The sequence below is a fragment of the Vibrio sp. SCSIO 43136 genome (genome assembly GCF_023716565.1).
GTDB lineage: Bacteria > Pseudomonadota > Gammaproteobacteria > Enterobacterales > Vibrionaceae > Vibrio.
The window spans coordinates 2,419,283-2,443,770 of sequence record NZ_CP071848.1 but is presented as its reverse complement, the minus strand read 5'-3'; the positions used below and the strand labels follow the sequence as shown (position 1 = coordinate 2,443,770).

The following is a 24,488-nucleotide window of genomic DNA, read 5'->3' as shown; positions in this document are numbered from 1 at the left end:
GAGAAAATAGCCTCTAGTGTTTACTGTATATCACTCCAATCAAGTTGACCTACTCAAGTCGTTGCTGGTGGAACTAATCCGCATCGAGCCGATTTCTCATCCTTTTAAATCTGAGCAAATACTGGTGCAAAGTCCGGGTATGTCTCAGTGGTTAAAAATGGCGCTGGCTGAAGAGTTCGGTGTGGCGGCAAATATCGACTTCCCCCTACCTGCGACCTTTATATGGGACATGTTCACCAAAGTCTTGCCAGATGTTCCCAAGCGCAGTGCTTTCAATAAAGAAGCCATGACATGGAAGCTGATGACGCTATTGCCACAGCACCTAGAGCAGCCGCTATTTTCTCCACTCAAACGCTATTTGGACAATGATACTGATAGCAGCAAACTTTATCAGTTGGCAGAAAAAGTGGCCGATATCTTCGATGGCTATCTAGTGTATCGACCAGAGTGGATTGCTGCATGGGAGCGAGGAGAAGATGTCGCTGAGCTAGAAGAGGAGCAGCCTTGGCAGCCAATTCTATGGCGGGAACTTTATGAGCAGACATTAGAACTTAAGCAGTCGCACTACCATCGTGCCAACATGTATCAAGACTTTATTGCCCACCTTGATAAGTTTGAACAAGGTGATATGCAGCTGCCTGAACGTCTGTTTGTGTTTGGTATTTCTTCATTGCCGCCAAGGTATATGGACGCTTTAAAAGCATTAGGTGAGCACATCGATGTGCATTTGATGTTTACTAACCCTTGCCGGTATTACTGGGGTGAAGTGCGAGACCGTAAGTATCTAGCGAAAGTCGCCGCACGTTCACGCCAGCATGTGGAGTGGAAGCAAGGAGAGCTTAGCTATCAGGGGGAAACGCCACAGCTTAAAGGTTCAATGGAAGAAAACCTGCACCTGCAAGAAGTCGGCAATGGGCTTCTGGCTTCAATGGGAAAACTAGGGCGAGATAACCTTTATCTGCTTTCCCAGCTAGAAGCGCAAGAAGTCGAAGCGTTTGTCGACGTGGATAATTCGACTCTGTTGGGGCAGATCCAAAGTGATATCTTGAACCTGACCGAGCATCAAGATGATGACAAGCTCACAGATAGCTTGCACAAACAAGTGGTAGCGGAAAATGACAGCTCGCTGCAACTGCATGTCTGTCATAGTGCCATGCGTGAGGTTGAGGTGTTGCACGACAACCTGCTGGCAATGTTTGAAAAAGACCCGACTCTCAAACCCCGAGATGTGATTGTGATGGTGGCGGACATCAATGCATACAGCCCAGCCATCCAAGCCGTATTTGGTAATGCACCGGGCGAGCGCTACATTCCATTTTCTATCTCAGACCGTAGCGCCACTCAAGAAAGCCCACTGTTGAATGCATTTCTTCAGTTATTGGCATTGCCGCAAAGCCGTTGTGAGGCATCAGAGCTGCTTGAGCTACTCGAAGTTCCTGCGATCTCTGCTCATTTTGGTTTTGATAATCATCAGTTTGAATTGGCCAAAACTTGGATTGAGCAAATGGGCGTTCGTTGGGGGTTAGATGATACTACTTCTGGCTCGTTTGATTTGCCGACCTTGGGTCAAAACACTTGGCTGTTTGGTGTGCGTCGAGCGCTGCTGGGCTACGCCATGCCTGAGCAAGCCGGTTTGTTTGCTGATGGAGCAGGGGCCATTGCGCCTTTCGATGAAGTACAGGGTATGGACGCAGAGCTTGCAGGCAAGCTTGCCCACTATGTAAGTACCTTAATTGAATACCGTCAGAGACTGGATAAAACCCAAGCAATCACTTTGTGGCGAGATGTGCTTTACTGCATGTTAGATGATTTCTTTGCCCCAGATTTGCAAGATGAACTGGCGCTAAAACACATTCGTGATGCAATAAGCCATTTGGATGAGCAGTTGGAAGATGCTCGTTTTGATCAAGCGATAAGTCCGAGTGTGATCCGTAGTTACCTTGATGATAGGCTCTCTGGCAGTCGAGTCAGTCAGCGTTTTCTCGCTGGGCAAGTCAACTTCTGTACCCTGATGCCAATGCGTTCGATTCCTTTTAATCTGGTCTGTTTACTTGGGATGAATGATGACGCTTATCCTCGCAGCGTACCGCCAGAAGGGTTCGATTTGATGGTCGGTCGCACTCGAGCAGGGGATAGGTCGCGCCGTGACGATGACCGCTATCTGTTCCTAGAGGCTTTACTTTCAGCTCAACAGTCACTGTATATCAGTTATGTCGGTCGTTCGATTCAAGACAATAGCGAGCGTATTCCTTCGGTATTGGTCACCGAGCTTATGGAGTATTGCGCTCAGAACTACTGTTACCAACAAGATCAAGGTTTGGATGTGGATCGCTCAGGTCAAGCCTTGGTGACCAGTTTGACTCATCATCACGCCATGATGCCGTTCAGTCCAAGTGCATTTACTGGTGCGCAACCGAGTTACGCACGCGAATGGCTGCCTGTAGCTAATCGAGAAGGTAAAGCCAGTGACGATTTTAACCATGCACTAGAAGATGCATTTTGGGATGTCACACCACCCTACACACTAGAGCTGGCAGAGCTTCAGCGTTTTTGGCGTTTGCCTGTGCAGTATTTCTTTAATCGTCGACTTAAGGTCTTTTTCTCTGTACCGAAAGCGGCGCTGGAAAGTGAAGAGCCGTTTACTCTAGGCGGATTGACCAGCTATCAGCTCAAGAACGAGCTGCTGCAAGCAAAATTGGCAGAGCCAAATAATCCAGACGTTGCAACCACATACTTTGATGGCCAAAAAGCTCAAGGACGCTTACCCGTAGGTGCTTTTGGAGAGCTTGAGTTTCGCTCAGTAAGCAAACAGGTAGATGACCTATTTAGTACCATCAATGCACTGATTTACACTCCTCAAGAGGACGTTGAGGTGGCACTAGCAATTGAGGTTGAAGGAGAAGTTTGGAACCTCAGCGGTTGGTTAAAGCAGATCTATCAATCAGGCATGTTGCGCTATCGTGTGGGTAGTATTCGTTCTCAAGACATACTGGCGGCGTGGATTGATCACCTGTGCTTGGCGGCGACAGGCGAGGCTAAAAAAACGCATTTGATTGGCTACGCTAAAAAAGAAGGTGTGGTGCATTATCAATTTGCACCAATGCCAAAAGAAGAAGCCACCCTTCGACTTGCCGAATTGCTGAGACTCTATCGTTTAGGTTTGACCCAGCCGTTGGCTTACTTCCCTAAAACCGTATTGGCGGGATTGAGCGAATGCGTAAAACAGGGTAAGTGGTTAGATGACAAACAAGAGTCAGCACACAAAAAAATGGCGGCTGCGTTTGAAGACGGCTTTTTTGTTGGAGAAGGTAGCGATACATATATCCAACGCATTTGGCCACAATGGGATCAAAGCTTGTCAGATGAGGTTTGGAAAACAGCTGGATTGGTCATGCAGGCCGCTATGTTAGCGCTTGAAGAGCAAGAGTAGGGTGGTGGTCGCCAGCAAATCATTATTATGTGTAGGGTGCTTGCTGTACGACCACAGGGTCAGAGGTACCCAAATTCGATGCGAGAGATATTAGTGAGAAAATGATACTCATGCCGTGAGCGAGATCGCATCAACTACGCATAAAATCAGCCAAAACGTTGGACGTTTTAATTTTTAAGTGATTGATCACATTTGGTTAGAAAGAATTCCTATGACATCGGTAACAAATAGCCCGAGCGCACTCAATACCATGACTTTTCCGTTGCATGGCGCTCGTTTGATTGAAGCCTCTGCTGGTACGGGCAAGACCTTTACCATTGCTGGTCTGTATTTACGCCTGCTGCTTGGGCACGGCAGTGATGATAGTCGCCATCAAATGCCACTAACAGTCGATAAGATCTTGGTGGTGACTTTTACCGAAGCAGCAACAGCTGAGCTTAAAGACAGGATCCGAGCTCGCATTCACCAGGCTCGCTTGGCTTTTGCTCGCCAACACAGCGAAGACCCTGTGATAAAGCCACTGTTGGAGCAAGTGCAAGATAAGGCCTATGCTCAGCAGCTACTGCTCAACGCCGAGCGTCAAATGGACGAGGCGGCCATCTATACTATCCACGGCTTTTGTCAGCGCATGCTAACGCAAAATGCTTTCGAATCAGGCAGTCGTTTTAACAATGAGTTTGTCACTGATGAAAGTCAGCTTAAAGCGCAAGTCGTGGCCGATTACTGGCGCAGACACTTCTACCCGCTAGGCTTGGAGCTATCTACCCAAGTTCGAGATTACTGGACAACGCCACAAGCCCTGTTAACTGAAGTCGCCCCTTACCTGACTGGCAGCGAAGTGAAATTTAATATCTCACCACTACAAGGTGGGTTGGAAGCGGCTCACCAAGAGCAACTCGCCTCTATCAAAGCGTTAAAAAGTTTATGGCGGGAGTCGCAAGACGATCTGTTGGACATTATTGCCTCATCAGGGGTGAACAAACGCAGTTACACCAAGAAATCTTTGCCCAACTGGTTTGAGCAAGTATGCTTGTGGGCTGCAGATGACAACACAGGTTTACGCCTACCTAGCAACATAGAGCGCTTTGACCAACAGGTTTTAATCGATAAAACGCCAAAAGGCGAGCCGCCTCGCCATGCCGTTTTTGTCGCTATCCACGAGTTTCTAGCGAATTCATCGAGTCTGAAAGAGCCACTTCTATCTCATGCCGTGGTGGAGTGTCGTGCCATGTTGGCAAAAGCCAAAAGTGAGCGTAACTGGCTTTCATTTGATGATCTATTGACCCAGTTAAGCGCTGCGGTCGATCTGGATGAACAAGGTCTGCTTACTGAGAGGATACGTAAACTGTACCCGGTGGCTATGATCGATGAGTTCCAAGATACCGACCCTCTCCAGTACAGCATTTTCAGTCGTATCTATCTGCCTGACAACCAGTGCGGCTTGTTTATGATTGGCGACCCTAAACAGGCGATCTATGCGTTTCGTGGTGCAGATATCTTTACCTATATTCGTGCCCGCAATGAAGTGAGCGATCACTATACCTTAGGCACAAACTGGCGCTCGACGGCAGCGATGGTGTCGGCAGTCAACGGGATATTTGCTCACGCAGATAAACCTTTTATCTACGATCAAGACATTCCTTTTCATCCAGTCGATGCTTCGCCGGGCGCAGATCAAAAGCTGTGGGTATGTGATGGTCAGCCCCAAGCGGCGTTGAATTTTTGGCTGTATGAAGATGAAGAGATGCAACCCGTTGCGAAAGGGGATTATCTAGAGCAGTTAGCCGATGCGACTGCTTTTCAGATCCAGCATATTTTGACATCGGCAGACAATAAAAAAGCTTGGCTGGCCAAAGGCGAAAAACAACAGGCGATTCAAGCGGGCAATATTGCTGTACTGGTGCGCACGGGGCACGAGGGCAAAATGGTGAAAAAAGCACTGGCGGAGCAAGGTATTGCCAGTGTTTACCTCTCTAATCGAGACAGTGTGTTTGCCAGCAACATGAGTTTTGACGTACTGAGACTGCTGCAAGCGGTACTTAACCCTGAGGATGATCGCACTTTGCGTGCTTGCCTCGCGAGTCAGTTGATCGCCATGTCGACATTGGATCTTGATGAGCTAAATCGAGATGAGAACCGCTGGGAGAGTCTGCTCAATGAGTTTCGAGATTACCGCTTGCTGTGGCAACAGCGTGGTGTGATGCCGATGATCCGTGCGGTGATGGTGAAGCATCATATCGCCGAGCGTTTATTGCACCAACAAGATGGCGAACGTCAATTGACCGATTTGCTCCATTTGGCCGAACTGTTGCAACAAGCCTCGATGGATGTTGAAAGTGATCACGCACTAGTGCGTTGGATGGCGGAAACCATCTATGACATTCAGCAAGGGCTAGCAACTGGTGGTGATGAGCAAATTCAGCGCCTTGAATCGGAAAGTAACCTGGTGCAAATCGTTACCATTCACAAGTCAAAGGGGCTTGAGTATGACTTAGTCTTTGTGCCGTTTGCCTGTGCTTACCGTGCCGCGAGTGAAGGGCGTTATCATGATCAAGAGTCAGGCCATACTGTGGTTGATTTGCTCAAAGCGCCAGAGTCTATTGAGCAAGCCGACCAAGAGCGAATCGCAGAAGATTTGCGCCTAATTTATGTTGCGCTTACCCGCGCCGTGTACGGCTGCTATGTTGGACTAACGCCGATCCGTAATGGCCGTTCATCAAAAGACCCAACAGGGGTTGAAAAAAGTGCCATTGGTTACCTTATCCAAAAAGGTGAGAGCAAATCGGCAAGTGAACTATCGGCCTGTATCGATGAGTTAATCAAAGATCAACCTGTGATGGCGCATGTTAGCCTACCATCACCGCCAGAGTTTCCGTATCTGGCCAAGCAAGTGGAAATGCCTAAGCTTTCCGCCAAACAATTTGCTGGCAAAGTGGAGCGAGATTGGCGGATCAGCAGCTACTCAGGGCTGGTCAAGCAAGGCAGTCATGGTCAGCAAAATGCCTCGGATTTTGATCTGGTTAAGATTGATGAAGACGCAGCCGCTAAAGATCTAGGGCATAACTTGGATGAAGAGCGAACCATTTTTACCTTCCCTAAAGGGGCAAGACCGGGCACCTTCCTCCACACCCTTTTTGAAGAAGTGGACTTTAACTTACCTGCTAGCAATGAGCAGACTCAGGCGATCATCCAAGATCTGCTCGATCGCGAGCAATATGACGCAGAGTGGCTGCCTGTATTAACTCAATTGGTGGATAACGTCTTAGCAACACCACTGGCACCGACATCGATAGTGCTCAATCAGATCCCTGAATCTCAACGATTGGTTGAAATGGAGTTCTTGTTGCCGATTAAGATCTTGTCATCAGCAGAGTTTAACCCTTTAGCGCATCAGTTTGATGAGCTGTCCAAGCAAGCAGGAGCGCTCGGTTTTATGCCATTGAAAGGCATGCTCAAGGGCTTTATTGATTTAGTGTTTGAGAGCAACGGTAAGTTTTATGTTCTGGATTGGAAATCCAACTTTTTAGGTGACACAGTGGAGCATTACCACGGTCAGGCATTGCAAGATTCGATGGCCGATCACCGTTATGATTTACAGTACCAAATCTATGCGCTAGCCCTGCATCGTTTCTTGAAATCGCGCATTACAGATTATGACTACAACACCCATTTTGGCGGTGTTTACTACCTATTCTTGCGAGGTATGGACGGACAAGGTGACCATGGGGTGTTCTTTACCCAGCCTCAACAGGCATTTATTGAGCAGTTAGATACGTTGATTGATGGTGAGGTAAACCATGCTTAATACCTTAAAAGAGCTTTGCCACGTTGGCGTGGTACGCCAGTTGGATCTCCAGTTTGGTCAGTTTATCGCATCACTCGAAACTAAGCAGCCTGAGTTGGTTGGGTTTCTTGCAGGTTTGGTGAGCTTTGAGCTTGGCAAAGGGCATATCTGTGTACCGCTTGATGATTTAAATGTTGCCGAGCGTTTTGGTTTGTTCGGAGATTCCGGTGAACGGCTACAAGCACGTTTTTCCCATTCGTTATGGCAGCAAGCACTGCAAGAATCAGAGTGCGTCAGTGATGGCTCTAAACCGACCCCGCTGGTACTAAGAGACAACAGTCTTTATCTCAATCGTTATTGGCGTTATGAGAGTGAACTGGCTGACTTTTTGAGTCTGTGTGCCCAATCAATTGCACTCACTGGTGATCAGCAAACCAAACTGCGTCAGGATTTAGATATCCTGTTTTGCCGAGAGTATAAGTATCTATTTAATGCGTTAACCCATGGTCAAGAACGCTCGCAAGTTGCAAGACAACAGTTGGTGTGTGACTTGCTCGATGTGGTGGATTCACAAGGGTTGGATTGGCCTACCATCGACCAAGTGCTTATGAGTGCAAAGTCAGTAAAGGATTTGGCTAAGCTAGATGTGTTGGTGCCTTTATCTATTTGTTTAAACTGGCAAAAGGTGGCTGCAGCGACGGCATTGACCCGCCGATTTACTGTGATATCAGGTGGGCCGGGCACGGGCAAAACCACCACTGTGACCAAGTTGCTTGCCGCATTGGTCCAGCAAGCGGATGAGAAGTTAGACATAAAGCTAGTGGCGCCAACAGGTAAAGCGGCTGCCCGCTTAACCGAATCGATAGGTAGCGCCATTGACGAGCTTCCATTGGCTCCAGAGACCAAACAAGCTATCCCGACCGAAGCCAGCACATTGCATCGCTTGCTAGGTTCTGTGGTGGGTAGCGCTGAGTTTCGTCATAACAAAGACAATCCATTGCATCTTGATGTGCTGGTGGTGGATGAAGCCTCCATGGTGGATTTACCCATGATGTATAAGCTCGCCCAAGCGATGCCAGCTCATGCTAGGTTAATTCTACTTGGCGATAAAGATCAGTTGGCATCGGTTGAAGCTGGAGCAGTGCTTGGCGATATCTGCAGCTTTTTGAGCGATGGCTACACCGCCCAGCACGCTAAATTGTTGGCGACTTTAACTGGGTTTGATGCTCTGACTTCGCAAGCCCAGCCCCAAGCGTCTGCGATGAGTGATTGCCTATGTATGCTGCAAAAAAGCTATCGTTTCGATGCGCGCTCTGGCATCGGTCAATTAGCCAAAGCGATCAATGCAGGCACATCAGATCATCTTGATGTTATATGGAACAAAGGCTTTGCAGACATTGCAAAGCACCCCATGAGCCAAGAGACTTACCGAACCATGGTTGATTTAGCTGTGACTGGTTACACGCCCTACCTAGACATCTCTCAGCAGCCAATCACCGATGCGATAGCCCAACAGGCGCTTAATGCCTTTGCTAAATGTCGGGTGTTATGTGCGGTTAGAGAGGGGGAGTGTGGTTTGTCAGGGCTAAATGCTGCAATAGAAACACAGCTAAAGCGAAAATCGAAGATCCCAACAGGTGAGGAGCATTGGTATCACGGTAAGCCTGTGATGGTGACTCGAAATGACCCTGCTCTGGGCCTATTCAATGGTGATATCGGTTTATGTTTACTTGATAGCAGTGATCCCTTGCCAAGGCTTAGAGTCTATTTTGAGCTGCCCGATGGCACCATCAAACGAGTGTTGCCAAGTCGAGTGCCTGAACACGAAACTGCTTATGCAATGACAATTCATAAGTCTCAAGGCAGTGAGTTTGAACACGCCATTATGGTGCTACCAGCCAAGCCCTCTCCTATTTTGACCAGAGAGCTTGTATATACAGGTGTGACTCGTGCGAAAAAGCAGCTTGATCTATTTGGTAGTGATGAGGTGTTGCGAAGAGCGGTGCGACTGAAAACTCAGCGAAGCAGTGGTTTAGCGCAGCAACTTAGGGGATAAGTTGTTAGGTTAATCACCATCCATGGCGCCAATTCAATTTGCTCAGCGGCGCTTAGTTAGCGGCTTGAGCAGGTTGAACGGTTGAGTGCATCAATGGGCGTTCAAAAACATCAGAAAAAGAGATATTTTTGATATTGCAGCGCTTTTGGTACGACAAGATAAAGCGCTTCATGCTCTCATCAACAGGGAATACACAATGCACGTCTTGTCCTTCGAGAAATTGGTTGTCAGCCATATCCCAGAAGCTTTGTGCTGAATTACAAATGATGGTTTTCATTATCAATGCTCGCAATAGTGATAGCTAGCATCCAAGCATGATGGTCAGCGAAATGGCTTAAATTTAGCAAAGCCAATTAAGTGCGGTTGACCAAACCTCCGTGTGGTAAGGGTAAATGACCCCATAAAAAACGCTGCACGGTAAGTGCAGCGGGCGTGATTGTACCAGTGTGGTGGTGAAAAGATAGTCAATATTTCGTCAGAAATTAATGAAATTAATAAATTGACTATATTTCATGGGCTTAAATATCGGAACTGCAATTTTTAAGATTGTATTTCCAGTTGCAAGATTTTAGATCGGCGCTGGAAGTTGTATAAGCCCTGTTTTTGTTTCGGTAAGGCCGATACATCTACTTCAACAAAGCCCTGCTCCAAGAACCAGTGCAAGCTGCGTGTGGTTAATACGAACAAATTCTTCAGCGATAATTGTTTGGCCCTCTGATGTAGATGCTTGAGCAGGTGCACGCCACGGTTGCCATCGCGATAGTCGTGGTGAATGGCAACACAAGCCATTTCTGCCGATTGCTCTTCCGGATACGGGTAGAGGGCGGCGCACCCTATGATCAGCCCATCTTTGTCTATGATGGTGAACTGATGGATCTCTTGTTCTAGTTGCTCGCGTGAGCGACGTACCAGGATACCTTGTTCTTCAAGCGGTTGGATAAGATCTAAAATACCACCGATATCATCAATGGTTGCTTGGCGGATCTGCTCGGCACTGGCCATCACCACTTGGGTACCAATCCCGTCGAGCGAGAAAAGCTCTTGGATTAAAGCACCATCAAGCTGATAACTGACTAAGTGGCTACGAGGAACACCCGCACGGCAGGCGGTGATCGCACTTTTTAAGAATCGTGCTGAGCCTGATTGCTGCTCTTGAGGGCTTAGTCGCTCTAAGCACTGCTGGGCTTCGTGTGGGAAGAGCTCGGCAATGACATCGTTAGCTTCGTTAAGTACACCATGTTGCGAGCTAAAGCCGATCAACTTATCGGCTTTGAGTCGAATTGCCACTTGGGTTGCAATATCTTCTGAAGGAAGGTTAAAGCTCTCGCCGGTCACCGAGCTACCGATAGGGCCAAGCAGTACGATGGAGCCAAGGTCGAGCATGCGGGTAATGCCATCAACATCGATACGACGAATCCGCCCACTGTGGCAGTAATCGATACCTTCATCGATACCCAGTGGTTGGGCGGTAATAAAGTTGCCGCTGACGACATTAAGCTGAGCACCTGCCATTGGGGTATTACTCATAGACATCGATAGTCTTGCAGTAATATCGAGTTGCATTTGACCAGCAGATTGCATCACTTGGTATAAAGTCTGCTCATCTGTGATGCGTATCCCTTTGTGATAGCTTGAATTAATTCCTTTTTGCTCAAGGCTGTGGTTAATTTGAGGTCTTGCTCCATGAACCAGTACAATTTTCACTCCGAGACTATGCAACAGGGCGATATCACTGATAATGTTGTTAAAATTTTGGTCTTGGTAGGCATTTCCGTCTAACATGATCACCATGATTTTGTCGCGGTGAGCAGTGACGTAAGGAGCCGATTGGCGGAAGCCTTTGACCAGAGCAGTACTTCTTATTTTCACAGCTAACTTCCTTGTTTAAATATGCGATAATAATGACTAAAGATTCATTGGTTCGCAATAATTATTCGATGAAATTGCAAAATAAATGTCTCAAGTTTGTATGCCTATATTACGCTTAAAAGAGTTTAACCATTAATGTTGAGAACTATGAGTGACAGCGCTGTTCCAAAAACTAAGCGTGAGTTTTTTTACTATATCCGAATTTGGGGGCTACTGACCTCGATTTTAGTCGGCGTAGGCTTTGCCGGATATCACGTCTATCAAGAGCAGCAAGCACAACTGGCTTTATATCAGCAGAAAGTTCTTGGTGAGTGGGTGGAGCAAAATGTTGCAGGTTATGCTGCCGACTCGTTTGTTGTGACCGCCGATGGTGTCTACGTCGATCGGCGTTTGGTCAGCTCCGAGTATAAGTTTGATGGTGTTGAACTCTCATTTATGCTGGGGGAAGAGCGACATGTGTTTCGAGTGGTCGATCAGGCCATGACTAAGCTTCGGCGAATAGCGCCTGCCCATTATGAATCTACATTTATCAATGTGACCGAGCCGTAGATGGATAGGGTGTGGGTGATTCTTGCCCACATCATTCGAATTTACAAAAACCTTCTTGCACGCTGCTTTTCCCTTTGTCATCCTGAGTTTATCTAACTAATGGAATTCAGTTCGTGTTCAAAAAAATCCTATCTATCGGTGTGGCTATTGCCATTACTGGCTGTGCGCAGCAACCGCCAACAGACCGAGGGCAACAGTACCTTGATGGTGAATTTAGCCAAACCCTCAATAAAGCCGAAACCGTTCATTCTAATGCGCCAAGAAATCTCAATGCATTCTCGCAGCAGGCGAAACAGGTGGTTGAGCGTTCTCCTTCTATGGCCAGTGTTTATCAGCCGTTGTATCAGCAACTAGAAGCTTGGGCTTTGCAAAGTGGTGACCCTGCCGATCTAGGTAATTATGGTATTCAGATAGCCCAGTTAGGCGGTGGCGATGATAAAGGCAATGTCCTGTTCACAGGTTATTTCTCACCAGTGATCGAACTGCGCCATCAAGCAGACGACGAGTACCGTTACCCAGTTTATGCCAAACCTGATTGTGATAAAGCTTGCCCGACGCGTGCGCAAATTAATGATGGTGCACTCGAGGGGCAAGGGCTCGAATTGGGTTATGCCGCCAATATGATTGACCCTTTCATTATGGAAGTGCAGGGCAGTGGCTTTGTTCATTTTGGCGATGACGATACGCTAGAGTATTTTGCTTATGGTGGTAAGAATGGTCACGCATATACCAGTATTGGTCGAGTCTTGATTGAACGTGGGCAGGTTGCTCGCGAAAAGATGTCGCTAAAAGCTATTAAAGAGTGGGTATTGAGCCAAGAAGAACCTGCGGTTAAAGAGCTACTAGAACAAAATAACTCGTATGTCTTTTTCACGCCGCAAGACGCAGCGCCCGTTACAGGTACCGCTGGCATTCCTTTAATGCCAATGGCTTCTGTGGCTGGTGATCGCTCTATCTTCCCGATGGGCACCCCTATTTTGGCAGAAGTACCGCTGCTTAATGCTGATGGCACGTGGAGCGGGGCACATGAGCTGCGTATGTTGATTGTGCTAGATACTGGTGGAGCGGTGAAACAAAACCATCTAGATTTGTACCACGGCATGGGGGCACATGCGGGTACACAAGCTGGACACTACAAGCATTTTGGTCGGGTGTGGAAGCTTGGTTTGCAAAGCTCTCCAACTCAAGCGCCTTGGGCGATACCCCCACAAAAACAGCAGTAGACATTTGACTCAAGAGTGCGTATAAAACGCACTCTTTTTTATTTTCAGCTGCTGTAGCTAAGGGTAACCAATGCAACAATCTATGACTCCTGCTTCTGAGCAATATGATCAACGTTTTGGTGGTACACGCCGCCTTTATGGCAACGATCAAGTGGAGCGACTACGTGCATCTCACGTATGTGTGGTTGGCATTGGTGGCGTAGGCTCTTGGGCAGTTGAAGCGCTGGCTCGAACAGGTGTTGGTGAATTGACTCTCATCGATATGGATGACGTGTGTGTGACCAATATTAACCGCCAGATCCATGCGATGACTGGTACTGTCGGTCAAAGTAAAATCGAAGTCATGGCGGAGCGAGTTAAGCTTATCAACCCTGAGTGTAAAGTGAATCTGATTGATGACTTTATCTCGCCGGACAACCAAGCTGAGTACATCAGCAAAGATTTTGATTATGTGCTTGATGCTATTGATAGCGTTAAAGCTAAAGCTGCGCTTTTAGCTTACTGTAAGCGCAATAAGATTAAGGTTATCACCACAGGTGGCGCTGGTGGTCAGATTGATCCAACGCAGATCCAAGTGGCAGACTTGTCTCGTACTGTGCAAGACCCGTTGGCGCGTAAGATCAAAGATAATCTACGCCGATTCTACAATTTCAGTAAGAACCCACAACGTAAGTTTGGTATTGATTGCGTATTCTCCACTGAACAGCTTAAATACCCGCAGGCCGATGGCACGGTATGTGGCGTGAAGTCGACAGCAGAAGGCCCGAAGCGTATGGACTGTGCAAGCGGCTTTGGTGCAGCGACGGTGGTGACTGCCACCTTTGGTTTTGTGGCGGTTTCTCGTATTGTTGAGAAGTTGAGTGTTGCTAAGTAGAGAAACTTTAAGGCAGTCAAACTCGGTAAGATCGCATTTTAACCCCTCCTAGCCTCCCCTTGAAAAGGGGAGGGATTTGTCAGGCGCACTATATAAATACTGCGCTAATTTGATCCTCCCCCTTTTCAAGGGGGAGTTAGAGGGGGTTAAAAAGAACTAACCATATGCACATGAGTCAACTCATTCCGACGCTCCAGCGCGGGAATGCACACCAAACCTAAGTTCAGGTAAAGTAGCAATAGTGATTCCAATACAAATTCCCACGCAGAACGTGGGAACGAGAAAAAGGCAAAACTCCATGTCAAACTTCCCAATCACCCCATTCGGCACCGAAATCACCGCAACCGACATCGAAACCACTATGCAAGGTTTCAAAGGTTGGGAAGATCGTTACCGTCAAGTGATCCAGTGGGGCAAAAAGCTCCCTGCGATGCCAGAAGAGTTAAAGTCAGATCAAGTGACCGTATCCGGCTGCGAAAGCAAAGTTTGGCTGGTCAGCGAAAATATTGATGGTGATTGGTACTGGTGTGCCGATTCTGATGCTCGAATTGTGCGTGGTTTGATTACTTTAGTGCTGGCAGCTTACCAAGGTAAAACTAGCCAAGAAATCCAAGCATTTGATATTGACAGTTACTTTGACAAGCTAGGTCTGATTGCGCATCTAAGCCCATCGCGTGGCAATGGGCTTAAAGCGATTGTCGAACAGATAAAGCAAGTGGCGGTATAGCCGAGTTACATTTAAAGCATGTCGAGCGCTTTCTCCATAGCGCTCACTAAGCGTTCCACATCTTCAAGGGTGTTGTAGATACCAAACGACACCCTCACCGTCCCCGTTACTCCAAACGCATCCATTAATGGGTGAGCGCAGTGGTTCCCCGCACGCACGGCAATATTCTGCTGATCAAGCAAGGTGGCGATATCTTGATGATGCACACCATCCACTACAAACGTTAGCACCGAGGCACTTGCTTGATAACCAAGCAGACGCAGGTCTTCCAACTTAGCGAGCTGTTTTGCTGCTGTTTGTTGCAGAGTATGTAGGTGAGCTTCTACATCGTGGCGGTCAAACTGCTGATACCAACGGATCGCTTCAGCTAGCGCTATCGAGCCTGCAATATTTGGCGTGCCTGCTTCAAATTTACCCGGTAGCTCGGTAAAGGTGGTGCCAGAGAATGAAACCTTCTCCACCATTTTGCCACCACCATGCCAAGGCGGCATGGCTTCCAGTAGCGCTTGTTTCCCATAAAGAACCCCGATGCCCGTGGGAGCATACAGTTTATGACCTGAAAACAGGTAGAAGTCGGCATCAAGAGCTTGAACGTCGACCTCTTCATGGACTATGCCTTGCGCACCATCGATGACAGCAACGGCGCCCACTTTATGGGCTTGTTCGATCATCGATTCGATGGGTGGACGATAACCCGTAACATTGGTGACATGGGCCACTGCAACAATTTTGGTTTTCTTGCTTAGGAGTTTACTGTACTGATCTAGATCCAACTCGCCTTTAGCCGTCATCGGTATCTTGACGACTTTGGCTCCAGTCTGCTCCGCTACAATCTGCCAAGGCACGATATTGGCATGGTGTTCCATCTCGCTGACGAGAATTTCATCCTCGGCTTGAAGATTTGCCCGAGCATAGGTTTGAGCAATTAGGTTAAGCGCTTCTGTTGCACCGCGAGTCCAGATAATTTCTTTGCTTGAGGCAGCGTTAAGAAAATCACATACGGTTTGTCGCGCATTTTCAAATAGTGTGGTCGCCCCAGCCGTTAGACTATGACTGCCACGATGCACGTTGGCATTTTGCTGCTGGTAGTAGTTCTGGATAGCATCCAAAACTACCTGCGGCTTTTGTGTTGTCGCAGCGCTATCTAAATAGACTAGATCTTGCTGAGAAATCGCAGGAAATTGCGCTCTAACCTGTTTCATTAGACTCGACCTAGATCGTGATAGTTAAGGTTAGGTAAGGTCACCATTGGTTCGGCAATCGACCATGCGTGCGCCTTGCCAGAGAGCTTGATCACTACTTCCATCGCAAACTCCAGCGCACTACCCGGTCCTTGGCTGGTGAGTAGATTATGGTTTATATCTTCCACCACACGTTTGACTCGGTAGAGGTGCTCTGGGATAGATTCTGCAAATGCCGGATGGCAAGTCATCAAGGCTTGAGGGTATAGGTTATGGTGTTGTAGAACCAGTGCTGGCGCTGCACAAATTGCCCCCATTAGGCGACCATCATACATATGCTGTTTAAGCATCTCGGTCAGTAAAATACTGTCGCGGAAAGTCTCAGCGCCGCCAACACCGCCCGGCAGGAGAATGGCATCAAACTCATCATCTGCCACATCGACTAAGCGGCAGTCTGCAGTTAGGGTCACACCACGAGAAGCCTTCATCGTTAGGCTGCCATCCGCCTCAACACTTGCGGTTATTACTTCATAGCCCGCTCTCACCATAATATCGATGATAGTGATTGCTTCCATTTCTTCGGTGCCTGAAGCGATTGGCACTAAAATCTTATGACTCATGATGACTCCATGACTGTTCAATGTCTTTGATCGCTTGATAAAGCGATAAATTTGCCGGGGTAGCTAGGTCAAACTGCTTGGCAACTTGGCATACATAGCCGTTAATAAAGTCTACTTCACTACGGCGATGGTGGGCGATGTCTTGGTGCATCGATGACAAGTTTTTGGCTGTGGCGTGGATCACTTGTTCCACTCGCTTTAGCTGGTTATCTAGGTCTGACACCAGCCCCAACTTAGTCATCACTTGGTGCACTTCATTAACCACTTGGGTCCAGTTCTCGCGATAGTTCTCTGCAGCAAGATCCCCATTAGGAACTTGGTGAATAGCAGTGAGCGGATTGATCGCACAGTTGATGATAAGTTTGTCCCAGAGTGCTTGTTCAATATTTGAATTCCAAGTCACCTCGGGTAGAGCATGGTTCAGTACCTCGGCAAGAAAATCACACTTCTTCCCTAGGTCATTCCAGCCACCAAGTTGAGTGGCTCCCCAACCCGTATGTTTTACTGAGTTAACATCAGATTTTAAAGCGGCCTGTGTGGTCGTCGCTAATACAACCGGATGTTGGTTAATTAAGTTAGCGAATTTATCGACGGCTCCCATGCCGTTGTGCATTAGCAGAATGATGGCCTCTGGGGCTAGGTGCTTCAATAACGGCTGCACAGCGTTAGCTAACTGCCACGACTTTACCGTGACTAACAACAAATCACACTGCTGCAGAGAGTCAATATCATTGCTTATAAACGCTATTGGGGTTTGATCATCTAGAGAAATCGCTGTCTTAGGTGTTGATTTGCTGCGCCAAAGGGAGAGGTTGTGCCCTGCCTGAGCAAGTTTGACTGCCCACAGTGAGCCGATAGCACCAGGGCCAACAAGGGTAATATTCAAAGGGATTGCCTAGCAAAATTATCTTGGCGAAAGGATAGCGATTGGGAGAGGGTATGCCAAGTTATAGGCATAAAAAATGGCGCTAAAAGCGCCATTTTTAAGCAATGATACAACTAAAATTAGAAGTTGTATTGTACGCGGTAGATTAGTGCGTCACCGTATGCTTCGCCGTCGTTAAGTGCCTTCTTAACACCTAGCTTGTTTTGGAAGTAACGGTAAGTTAGACCAGTAGAGAAGTTATCTGTTACGTTCCAGATAAGCATCGCAGCACCGTTTAGACCCGTCTTAGCGCCCATTTCTTCAGCGTAAGCGTCAGCACGGTCAAACTCAATCTCGTTCCAGTTTACAAGAGTGAAGTTTTGACCCATAGCTTGGAATGAGTAACCTGCAGACCAACCAGCCATGTAGCCGTTCATGCCGTTAAAGTTGAAGTCGCCAAATCCAAAGTTAGACCAAGCATTAACTTCATGAACACCAACCCAAGGCTTGAACCAGTAGTTGTCGCCAGTCAGTTTCGTGTAACCAAGACCGATAACACGGTTTTGCTCGCTTTGCTGTGCATTGTCGTGGTTGTAAACTTGTGCGTAAAGACTTGCGCCAGTGTCACCTAGGTAAACGTGCGCTTGACCTTTTACAGAGGCTTTACGCTTGTCTGAGCTCTTTTCAACGCTTTCGTAATCGTAGAAACCGTATAGTTCACCCCAAGTAAAGCCTGCACCACCTTCGATACCAACAACAAATTGGTTACGGTCGTTAGCATTTTTGATTGCATTTGGACCGTGGTCCCAGCTTTGGTGGTCAACGTACATGCCACCGAAACCGTATAGGTATTCAGCTTGTGCTGGAACTGCTACTGCTGCTGCCGCAAGGCTAAGAGCTAGAACTGATTTACGCATGGGGAAATACTCTTTCAATATGTGAATGTAATGGTGTGTTACTCGTCACCATCGTTATCGATTGGTGCGTATAATAGCGACTTCTGTCTAATTTAAAAGTCGAATTTCTGCAATAAAGCAATCGTTTTCGTGATTTAGATCACGTTATAGTGTTTTGGATGGAACTAAGTAAAATCGGGGTAATAATAGGCTTGAACTGTGTATTCTCAAGCCAAATCGGGACAGATAAACGTTTTCGCTCATAGTTTCAATAATATAAGTGATCAACAAATGTGATCTATGTATGGTTTTGTAGGGCTGAACGAAAAAAGCCAGCTCACAGGAGCTGGCTTGGTGTTTAAGTTGTAAGATTTTATGACTGGCTAGTTGGTTTGTTTTTCTAGCTCATCTTCTTTCTTTCTACGCTCAAGAAGATCGTGAAAGTAATGGCGCAGTGAGTAGAGCATCACCAGACTCGGAATTACCATGACCGCTGTGATAACGAAAAATAGTGTCCAGTTACCATTAAGCGCATCGACTAACTCACCACTAAACGAGGCGAGTGTGGTTCGGCCGAAGTTACCCAAAGAAGCAAGCAGTGCATATTGGGTCGCAGAGAATGCTTGTCCCGTGAGTACGGTTAAGAAGGATACGAAGGCCACGGTTGAAAACGCTGAAGTGAAGTTATCGACCAAAATTGCTGCTAGGAAAAGGTCTTCACTCGGACCAACTTGTGCAATCCAAGCAAACATCAAGTTACTCGATGCCATAGCAATGCCACCAATCATCAAGCCTTTGACGATACCAAAGCGTACGTTAAACATGCTGCCAACCAGAGTAAAGAAGATCGTAACGCCCCAACCAATCAGCTTAGAGTAGTAGCCAATCTGTTCATTGCTAAAACCGACCTCTTTATAGAAGGTAATCGACATACGACCAAGGAAAGCCTCACCAATCTTGAATAGGAATACAAACAGCAGCAGCGTTATCGCGACTTGAACGCCGTTGCGTTTGAAGAAATCAAGGAAAGGCTCCACCACGGTGACCGTGATCCATGCCATGGCGCGAGAACCAACCATAGCGCTGTGTCTTTCCTCTGCCTCTTTTTGTAGTGCTTCTCGTTGAGTGTTGGGCTCACCGACGAGCAAGGTAAAGAGCATCAATAGGGCAACAATGGCAGCCATCCCATAATAGACGCCATTCCAGCCAATGCTGTCGGCATTGATAAAGGCGAGATAGCCAGGAACAGAATAGCCTGTCCACCAACCGATTACGGCCATTGCTGAGGCTTGAGGCAGCTTACTTGATTGCGATTTAGGGAAAGTATCGATTCGATAGGCGTCAATAGCGATGTCTTGGGTTGCCGAAGCAATAGCAATGCCTAGTGCCAGCATTGAGGTGAACATGAGGCTATTGGCCGGGTCGACACCAGCAATGAATAAGGTGCTAATCAGAACAATGGATTGACAGAGAAGTATCCAACTGCGGCGCTGACCAAGTGAGTTATGCAGCAGTGGCAGTTTGACTCGGTCAACAAGTGGTGCCCACAAAAAGTTGATGGCATAAACGGCAAATACCGAGCCAAAGTAACCGATAGCAGCACGAGTGAGCCCTGCATCTTTCAGCCAACCTGACATGTTAGAACCGATGAGTACCCAAGGAAATCCGCTAGAACAGCCGAGCATGAATACCCACAACAGGCGTTTATCTAAATAACTGCGGATGGTCTCCGCCCAAGATTGGTGTGTAGACATGCACACTCCTTGATGCATAGAAAAATGCTGGCAAGAGTTGCCAGCGATTGGTTTTAAGGTTGAAGTGTCACTTTATTGATCACAATTGGTGTGCGAGGGACATTTTGCATTGGGCCGTAGTTAGTCGTTGGCTTAGTCGCCATTGACTCAACGACTTCGAAGCCTTGGGTCACTTTACCGAATACCGCATAACCATCGTTGCCAATGGCGTAGTCTAAAAAGCCGTTGTCCTTAAAGTTAATAAAGAACTGACGTGTTGCGGTGTGTGGTTTGTCAGTGCGAGCCATTGCAATCGTAGCGACCTTATTCTGTAAGCCATTGCTCGCTTCATTTTTAATTGGCGGGTAAGTCTCGCGGCGTTCCAATTTGTCATTGAAGCCACCACCTTGGGCCATGAAGCCAGGAATAACACGGTGGAAGATCGTGCCTTCATAGCTCCCATCTTCAACATAGCGCAGGAAGTTTTTAACCGTGATTGGCGCATCATCTTGGTTAAGTTCAACCGTGAAATCACCCAATGTGGTTTCAAATAAGACAGACTGTGCCATCGCTGGACCACAAATAAGCAGTGCAGCACTCAGAAGAAATTTACGCATTAGAAACGTTCCTTCATGTAAGCAATTAGCTCTTGGTCGTTAGCAATCTCTTCAAGCACTAGGTTGATCACATCGTTTAGCACCATAGCGATTTCATCATTCGATGCTGCCATCGCACCGGTCTTGGTGCCTGTGCCAGTGTAAGTCTTAACAAACTTACCTTTAGGGGTTTCTGCAGTAAGCTGAAGTACCACTTCAGCATCCATTGCGTTTTCCATCAAGGTATTAGATACGTTGACAAGCGCCGTCTCAATATCAATGGTTAGGGTGTTGTTGCTGTTAACCATCATTTGGAAACCCTGTGAGACAAGCTGCTCATAAAGCGCAGTTTCAATGGCAACGCGAAGGTTTTGACGGGCGTGGATTGGTTGCGTGCTCTTACGTCCACTTTGCACTAGAGCCACGTACTGGGCGGTACGCAGATCTTTACTCTTAAGTGTAAAATTCACACCATCAACAAGTTGGCTGTTGCTAAGAGCAGGTTGTGGGTTGATGTCGATTTGCTCTTCTTTTTGCTGAGGAGAAACACAGGCTGCCAACATAAGGATAGATGCAGCGATGATCAGTTTTCTCATTGGAGTATTCCTTTCTTAATGCCGTGTATGCAGAAGTTATAATTTAGTAGCTTGTAAAATAACAAATTTCTTATTAGACGCAATGGTCTTGACTTGAGCTTTGCCAAATAAACGCTTCAACTTTACATCGTAGCCTAGGTGGCGATTGCCAATAACAATTAACGCTCCATCAGTAGTGAGAACTTGCTTTGCATCACAGAACATTTGCCAAGCTATGTGATCGGTAATAGCTAATTGTTGATGGAATGGCGGGTTACAGACCACAAGGTCGGCGCTCATTGGGGCAAAATTATCCAAGCAGTTGTTGGCAACGCATTGGTATTGCTCACTCGTGCCAATGTTATCGTTTAGATTCTGCCGAGCAGATTCCACTGCCATGTAACTTTCATCAACACTAGTAATTTTTGCTCTTGGGTTTAGCTTAGCTAGCTTGACGGATAACACCCCATTACCACAGCCCAAATCGATGATGTGATCAAACTGGTCATGGTTTGGAAGATGCTCTAGCAGCAAGCGAGCACCGAGGTCTAGGCTCTCTCCAGAGTAAACATTAGGTAGGTTTTTAAGCGAAATATTGTGTTCAGCCACTGACCATTCGACCGCCGGCGCAACATTGGGCAGAGGTTCACAAGTGGCATGGCTAAATACTAAACGATGCTTTTTCCAAGCCAGCGAAGTGGTATTGTCACCTAAATACTTGCTGATAAGTTTTAGTGTCGACGTGTGGATCTCTTTGGCCTTATTCACACCAATTACAGGGCAAGATGACGATAGATATTTTCGGAGTTGAGCCAGTTGCCAAGTCAAATAACGATTGTTTTTTGGCAATTGAATCAGTACCAGATCGATATCCGATGGTAACGGATCGGTAGATTTCAACAAAGTGATTGAACGGCATTGGTTTTCGGCCAAGTTTTGCTGGCACGCTTGATGAGCGATATATGAATCACTTTGGCTGAATACTCGGTACTTATCGGCAAACCAACACGCAAGTGCACCGAAGTGGTCATTAAGCAGCAGGATCTTGCTTTCTGGTGCAAGGTCGAGTTCATTTTCAACATGGGTGATGAGGTATTCATCGCCTGCGTTCCACGCTTGCAGCGTTTCATTATTGCGCTTGGGGAAGCGATGGAGAGTTAGCTCACGTTCGAGCAGTGATAGCGTTGCGTTCATCGTATCTATGGGCAGAGTTTGAATTAGACCATTGTCTCAAAACCATACCAGACAAGGAACAAAAAACTTCCATGGAGTGTCCGAAAGATGGTGTTAGTATTAGCCCATTAGAATGAGTACAGCAATGACTGTACAGAAAGTAAAAAGGAAGCCCAATGATCCAACCTATTATTGAGCAAAAGCTGCACCAAGCTTTTGAACCAAAACACCTTGAGGTTATCAACGAAAGTTACATGCACAATGTACCTCCAGGCAGCGAAAGCCACTTCAAAGTGATCATTGTGAGTGATCAGTTTGAATCACAGCGTCTCATTGCTCGTCACCGTGCAGTGAATCAGGTGTTGAGCGAAGAGCTGGCTGAGCATATCCACGCACTTTCTATGCACACTTACACCCAAGAAGAGTGGCAAGCTCAAAACCAAGTTTCACCAGACTCACCGATGTGTATGGGTGGCGGTAAGAAAACTTCTTAATCCATGGTCTATACTGTCCGCATGTCATTCGCTAACAAACAACAAATCTAAGTTAACAACCATTTAGCTTGTGAATGCGTGCGAGTGACGTAAAAACTTAAGAAATTCTGTGTCGATTTATGAACAACGGCAGAGGAAATTTTTAAACTTTTTAACATTTGTGCGGCAGTTCAAAAATATCGCATTTGATGAGTTATTAATTGACCAACTACTACTAAATAACCGTTATATCGAGCATTGCGTCATGGCATCAGTGCTTGAAAAAATGCTAGACTACTGCACCGGATAATGCCTTTTTCCTTACTTTGTGAAAGGGTATTTAATGGATTGTTGCGATTTTAGCCAGGGTGTCGGCTGAAACCGGACGCAAAGTCTGTCCCTTATTTCTGTTATTTTTTGCTCTGGATAGAGCCTTCGGAAAAGAAGGCAGACTTAATGTCGTGTCTAAAAAGTTACGCAAGTAAAAAGAATCTTATTCCCGATAAAAAAGTGCAAGTGCGTATGATTACAATAAAGAAGGGTATGGATCTGCCAATCGCTGGTGGACCATCCCAGGTGATTAGTGATGGGAAAACCATCAACAAAGTCGCCTTGCTTGGCGAAGAGTACGTGGGTATGCGTCCAACGATGCATGCACGCGTAGGTGATGAAGTGAAGAAAGGCCAAGTTCTTTTTGTTGACAAAAAGAACCCAGGCGTGAAGTTTACTTCTCCAGCAAGCGGTAAAGTTATCGAAGTTAATCGTGGTGCAAAACGTGTACTTCAATCTGTAGTGATTGAAGTAGCAGGTGATGACCAAGTGACTTTCGAAAGCTACGCTGCCGATCAACTAGCAAACCTTGATCGCAATGTGATCAAAACTCAATTAGTTGATTCTGGTATGTGGACTGCTCTGCGAACTCGACCGTTCAGCAAGGTTCCTTCAATTGACTCAACAACTCAGGCGATTTTTGTGACTGCGATGGATACCAATCCACACGCAGTAGACCCTCAAGTGGTTATCTCAGAACAGGAAAACGCTTTTGTTGCAGGTTTGGATCTACTGTCTAAACTGACGGACGGCAAGGTTTACGTATGTAAAACTGGCCAGAGTCTACCTCGCTCAACTCAACCAAATGTAGAAGAACATGTGTTTGATGGACCTCACCCAGCAGGGTTAGCAGGTACACACATGCATTTCTTGTATCCTGTGAACCAAGAGCACGTGGCTTGGAGTATTAACTACCAAGACGTGATTGCTTTCGGTCAACTTTTCCTAACGGGTCAACTTTATACTGACCGTGTTGTAGCACTAGCAGGCCCTGTGGTGAATAACCCACGTCTTGTTCGCACTACAGTGGGTGCAAGTGTCAGTGATCTAACCGACAGCGAACTCATGCCTGGCGATGTTCGTTTGGTATCTGGTTCAGTACTTTGTGGTACACAAGCGGATGGCCCTCATGCCTACCTTGGCCGTTACCACCTGCAAGTGTCTGCACTTCGTGAAGGCTACGAAAAAGAGCTGTTTGGTTGGGCAATGCCTGGCAAAAACAAGTTCTCTGTGACTCGTACATTCTTGAGCCATATCTTTAAAGGCCAGTTGTTCAACATGACAACGACCACGAATGGTAGTGACCGTTCTATGGTGCCAATCGGTAATTACGAAAAAGTGATGCCATTAGATATGGAGCCTACGCTTTTACTTCGTGATCTATGTGCTGGCGACTCTGACAGTGCAGTTTCTCTAGGTGCATTAGAGCTAGATGAAGAAGACCTTGCGTTGTGTTCTTTCGTATGTCCAGGTAAGTACGATTACGGCGAAATGCTGCGTGAGTGCCTAGATAAGATCGAGAAGGAAGGGTAAT

General features: G+C 46.9%; 19 protein-coding genes. 9 read left to right on the top strand and 10 right to left on the bottom strand.

Annotation, left to right across the window (positions count from 1 at the left end; translation table 11 throughout):
• Window positions 1-16: 16 nt before the first annotated feature.
• The 3 genes from recC (at window position 17) to recD (ending at window position 9,270) form a co-directional block, all read left to right on the top strand.
• Window positions 17-3,430 carry an exodeoxyribonuclease V subunit gamma gene (recC, locus tag J4N39_RS11595; protein WP_252019446.1) on the top strand — a complete coding sequence of 1,138 codons (3,414 nt, stop codon included), beginning with the start codon at window positions 17-19 and terminating at the stop codon, window positions 3,428-3,430.
• A gap of 211 nt (window positions 3,431-3,641) precedes the next feature.
• Complete coding sequence (recB, locus tag J4N39_RS11590; RefSeq protein ID WP_252019444.1) at window positions 3,642-7,235, top strand: exodeoxyribonuclease V subunit beta; 3,594 nt, start codon at window positions 3,642-3,644, stop codon at window positions 7,233-7,235.
• Window positions 7,228-9,270, top strand: a complete 2,043-nt coding sequence (gene recD, locus J4N39_RS11585; protein ID WP_252019441.1) for an exodeoxyribonuclease V subunit alpha — start codon at window positions 7,228-7,230, stop codon at window positions 9,268-9,270. The genes recB and recD overlap by 8 nt, the downstream gene beginning before the upstream one ends.
• Window positions 9,271-9,322: 52 nt before the next feature.
• Here recD and J4N39_RS11580 read toward each other — a convergent pair whose 3' ends face one another.
• Window positions 9,323-9,547, bottom strand: a complete 225-nt coding sequence (locus tag J4N39_RS11580; protein ID WP_252019439.1) for a hypothetical protein — start codon at window positions 9,545-9,547, stop codon at window positions 9,323-9,325.
• A 263-nt stretch (window positions 9,548-9,810) separates the two neighbouring features.
• The gene (gene argA / locus J4N39_RS11575) at window positions 9,811-11,139 is read right to left on the bottom strand and encodes an amino-acid N-acetyltransferase (protein WP_252019437.1); all 1,329 of its coding nucleotides are present in this window, start codon (window positions 11,137-11,139) and stop codon (window positions 9,811-9,813) included.
• Between the two features lie 147 nt (window positions 11,140-11,286).
• On the opposite strand from argA, the gene J4N39_RS11570 reads away from it, so the two are divergent.
• The 4 genes from J4N39_RS11570 to csdE all read left to right on the top strand — a co-directional run bounded on the left by J4N39_RS11570 (window position 11,287) and on the right by csdE (window position 14,512).
• The gene (locus J4N39_RS11570; RefSeq protein ID WP_252019435.1) at window positions 11,287-11,688 is read left to right on the top strand and encodes a DUF2850 domain-containing protein; all 402 of its coding nucleotides are present in this window, start codon (window positions 11,287-11,289) and stop codon (window positions 11,686-11,688) included.
• 113 nt (window positions 11,689-11,801) lie between these two features.
• Window positions 11,802-12,911, top strand: coding sequence for a murein transglycosylase A (mltA, locus tag J4N39_RS11565; protein ID WP_252019433.1), 1,110 nt, complete (start codon window positions 11,802-11,804; stop codon window positions 12,909-12,911).
• 70 nt (window positions 12,912-12,981) lie between these two features.
• A complete protein-coding gene (gene tcdA, locus J4N39_RS11560; protein WP_252019431.1) occupies window positions 12,982-13,785 on the top strand; it encodes a tRNA cyclic N6-threonylcarbamoyladenosine(37) synthase TcdA in 804 nt (267 codons plus the stop codon).
• 298 nt (window positions 13,786-14,083) lie between these two features.
• Window positions 14,084-14,512: a cysteine desulfurase sulfur acceptor subunit CsdE gene (csdE, locus tag J4N39_RS11555; RefSeq protein ID WP_252019428.1), complete on the top strand. Its 429-nt coding sequence runs from the start codon at window positions 14,084-14,086 to the stop codon at window positions 14,510-14,512.
• Window positions 14,513-14,523: 11 nt separating this feature from the next.
• Here csdE and csdA read toward each other — a convergent pair whose 3' ends face one another.
• The 8 genes from csdA to J4N39_RS11515 all read right to left on the bottom strand — a co-directional run bounded on the left by csdA (window position 14,524) and on the right by J4N39_RS11515 (window position 22,172).
• Window positions 14,524-15,714: a cysteine desulfurase CsdA gene (csdA, locus tag J4N39_RS11550; protein WP_252019426.1), complete on the bottom strand. Its 1,191-nt coding sequence runs from the start codon at window positions 15,712-15,714 to the stop codon at window positions 14,524-14,526.
• On the bottom strand, window positions 15,714-16,313 hold the full coding sequence (locus J4N39_RS11545; RefSeq protein WP_252019423.1) for a DJ-1 family glyoxalase III: 600 nt from the start codon (window positions 16,311-16,313) through the stop codon (window positions 15,714-15,716). The genes csdA and J4N39_RS11545 overlap by 1 nt, the downstream gene beginning before the upstream one ends.
• Entirely contained in the window at window positions 16,303-17,199 is an 897-nt protein-coding gene (gene panE / locus J4N39_RS11540) for a 2-dehydropantoate 2-reductase (RefSeq protein WP_252019421.1), read from the bottom strand. The genes J4N39_RS11545 and panE overlap by 11 nt, the downstream gene beginning before the upstream one ends.
• Window positions 17,200-17,318: 119 nt before the next feature.
• Window positions 17,319-18,095: an outer membrane protein OmpK gene (locus J4N39_RS11535; RefSeq protein ID WP_252019418.1), complete on the bottom strand. Its 777-nt coding sequence runs from the start codon at window positions 18,093-18,095 to the stop codon at window positions 17,319-17,321.
• Between the two features lie 362 nt (window positions 18,096-18,457).
• The gene (locus tag J4N39_RS11530) at window positions 18,458-19,828 is read right to left on the bottom strand and encodes an AmpG family muropeptide MFS transporter (RefSeq protein ID WP_252019415.1); all 1,371 of its coding nucleotides are present in this window, start codon (window positions 19,826-19,828) and stop codon (window positions 18,458-18,460) included.
• A gap of 53 nt (window positions 19,829-19,881) precedes the next feature.
• Window positions 19,882-20,424 carry a peptidylprolyl isomerase gene (locus tag J4N39_RS11525; protein ID WP_252019412.1) on the bottom strand — a complete coding sequence of 181 codons (543 nt, stop codon included), beginning with the start codon at window positions 20,422-20,424 and terminating at the stop codon, window positions 19,882-19,884.
• A complete protein-coding gene (locus tag J4N39_RS11520) occupies window positions 20,424-20,999 on the bottom strand; it encodes a YajG family lipoprotein (protein WP_252019408.1) in 576 nt (191 codons plus the stop codon). Before J4N39_RS11520 ends, J4N39_RS11525 begins: the two co-directional genes overlap by 1 nt.
• A gap of 36 nt (window positions 21,000-21,035) precedes the next feature.
• Window positions 21,036-22,172 carry a methyltransferase gene (locus J4N39_RS11515; protein WP_252019405.1) on the bottom strand — a complete coding sequence of 379 codons (1,137 nt, stop codon included), beginning with the start codon at window positions 22,170-22,172 and terminating at the stop codon, window positions 21,036-21,038.
• A gap of 155 nt (window positions 22,173-22,327) precedes the next feature.
• Between J4N39_RS11515 and bolA the strand changes: the two genes are divergently transcribed.
• Window positions 22,328-22,645 carry a transcriptional regulator BolA gene (gene bolA, locus J4N39_RS11510; protein ID WP_252019401.1) on the top strand — a complete coding sequence of 106 codons (318 nt, stop codon included), beginning with the start codon at window positions 22,328-22,330 and terminating at the stop codon, window positions 22,643-22,645.
• Between the two features lie 501 nt (window positions 22,646-23,146).
• On the top strand, window positions 23,147-24,487 hold the full coding sequence (locus tag J4N39_RS11505) for a Na(+)-translocating NADH-quinone reductase subunit A (RefSeq protein WP_252019398.1): 1,341 nt from the start codon (window positions 23,147-23,149) through the stop codon (window positions 24,485-24,487).
• Window position 24,488: the final 1 nt, after the last annotated feature.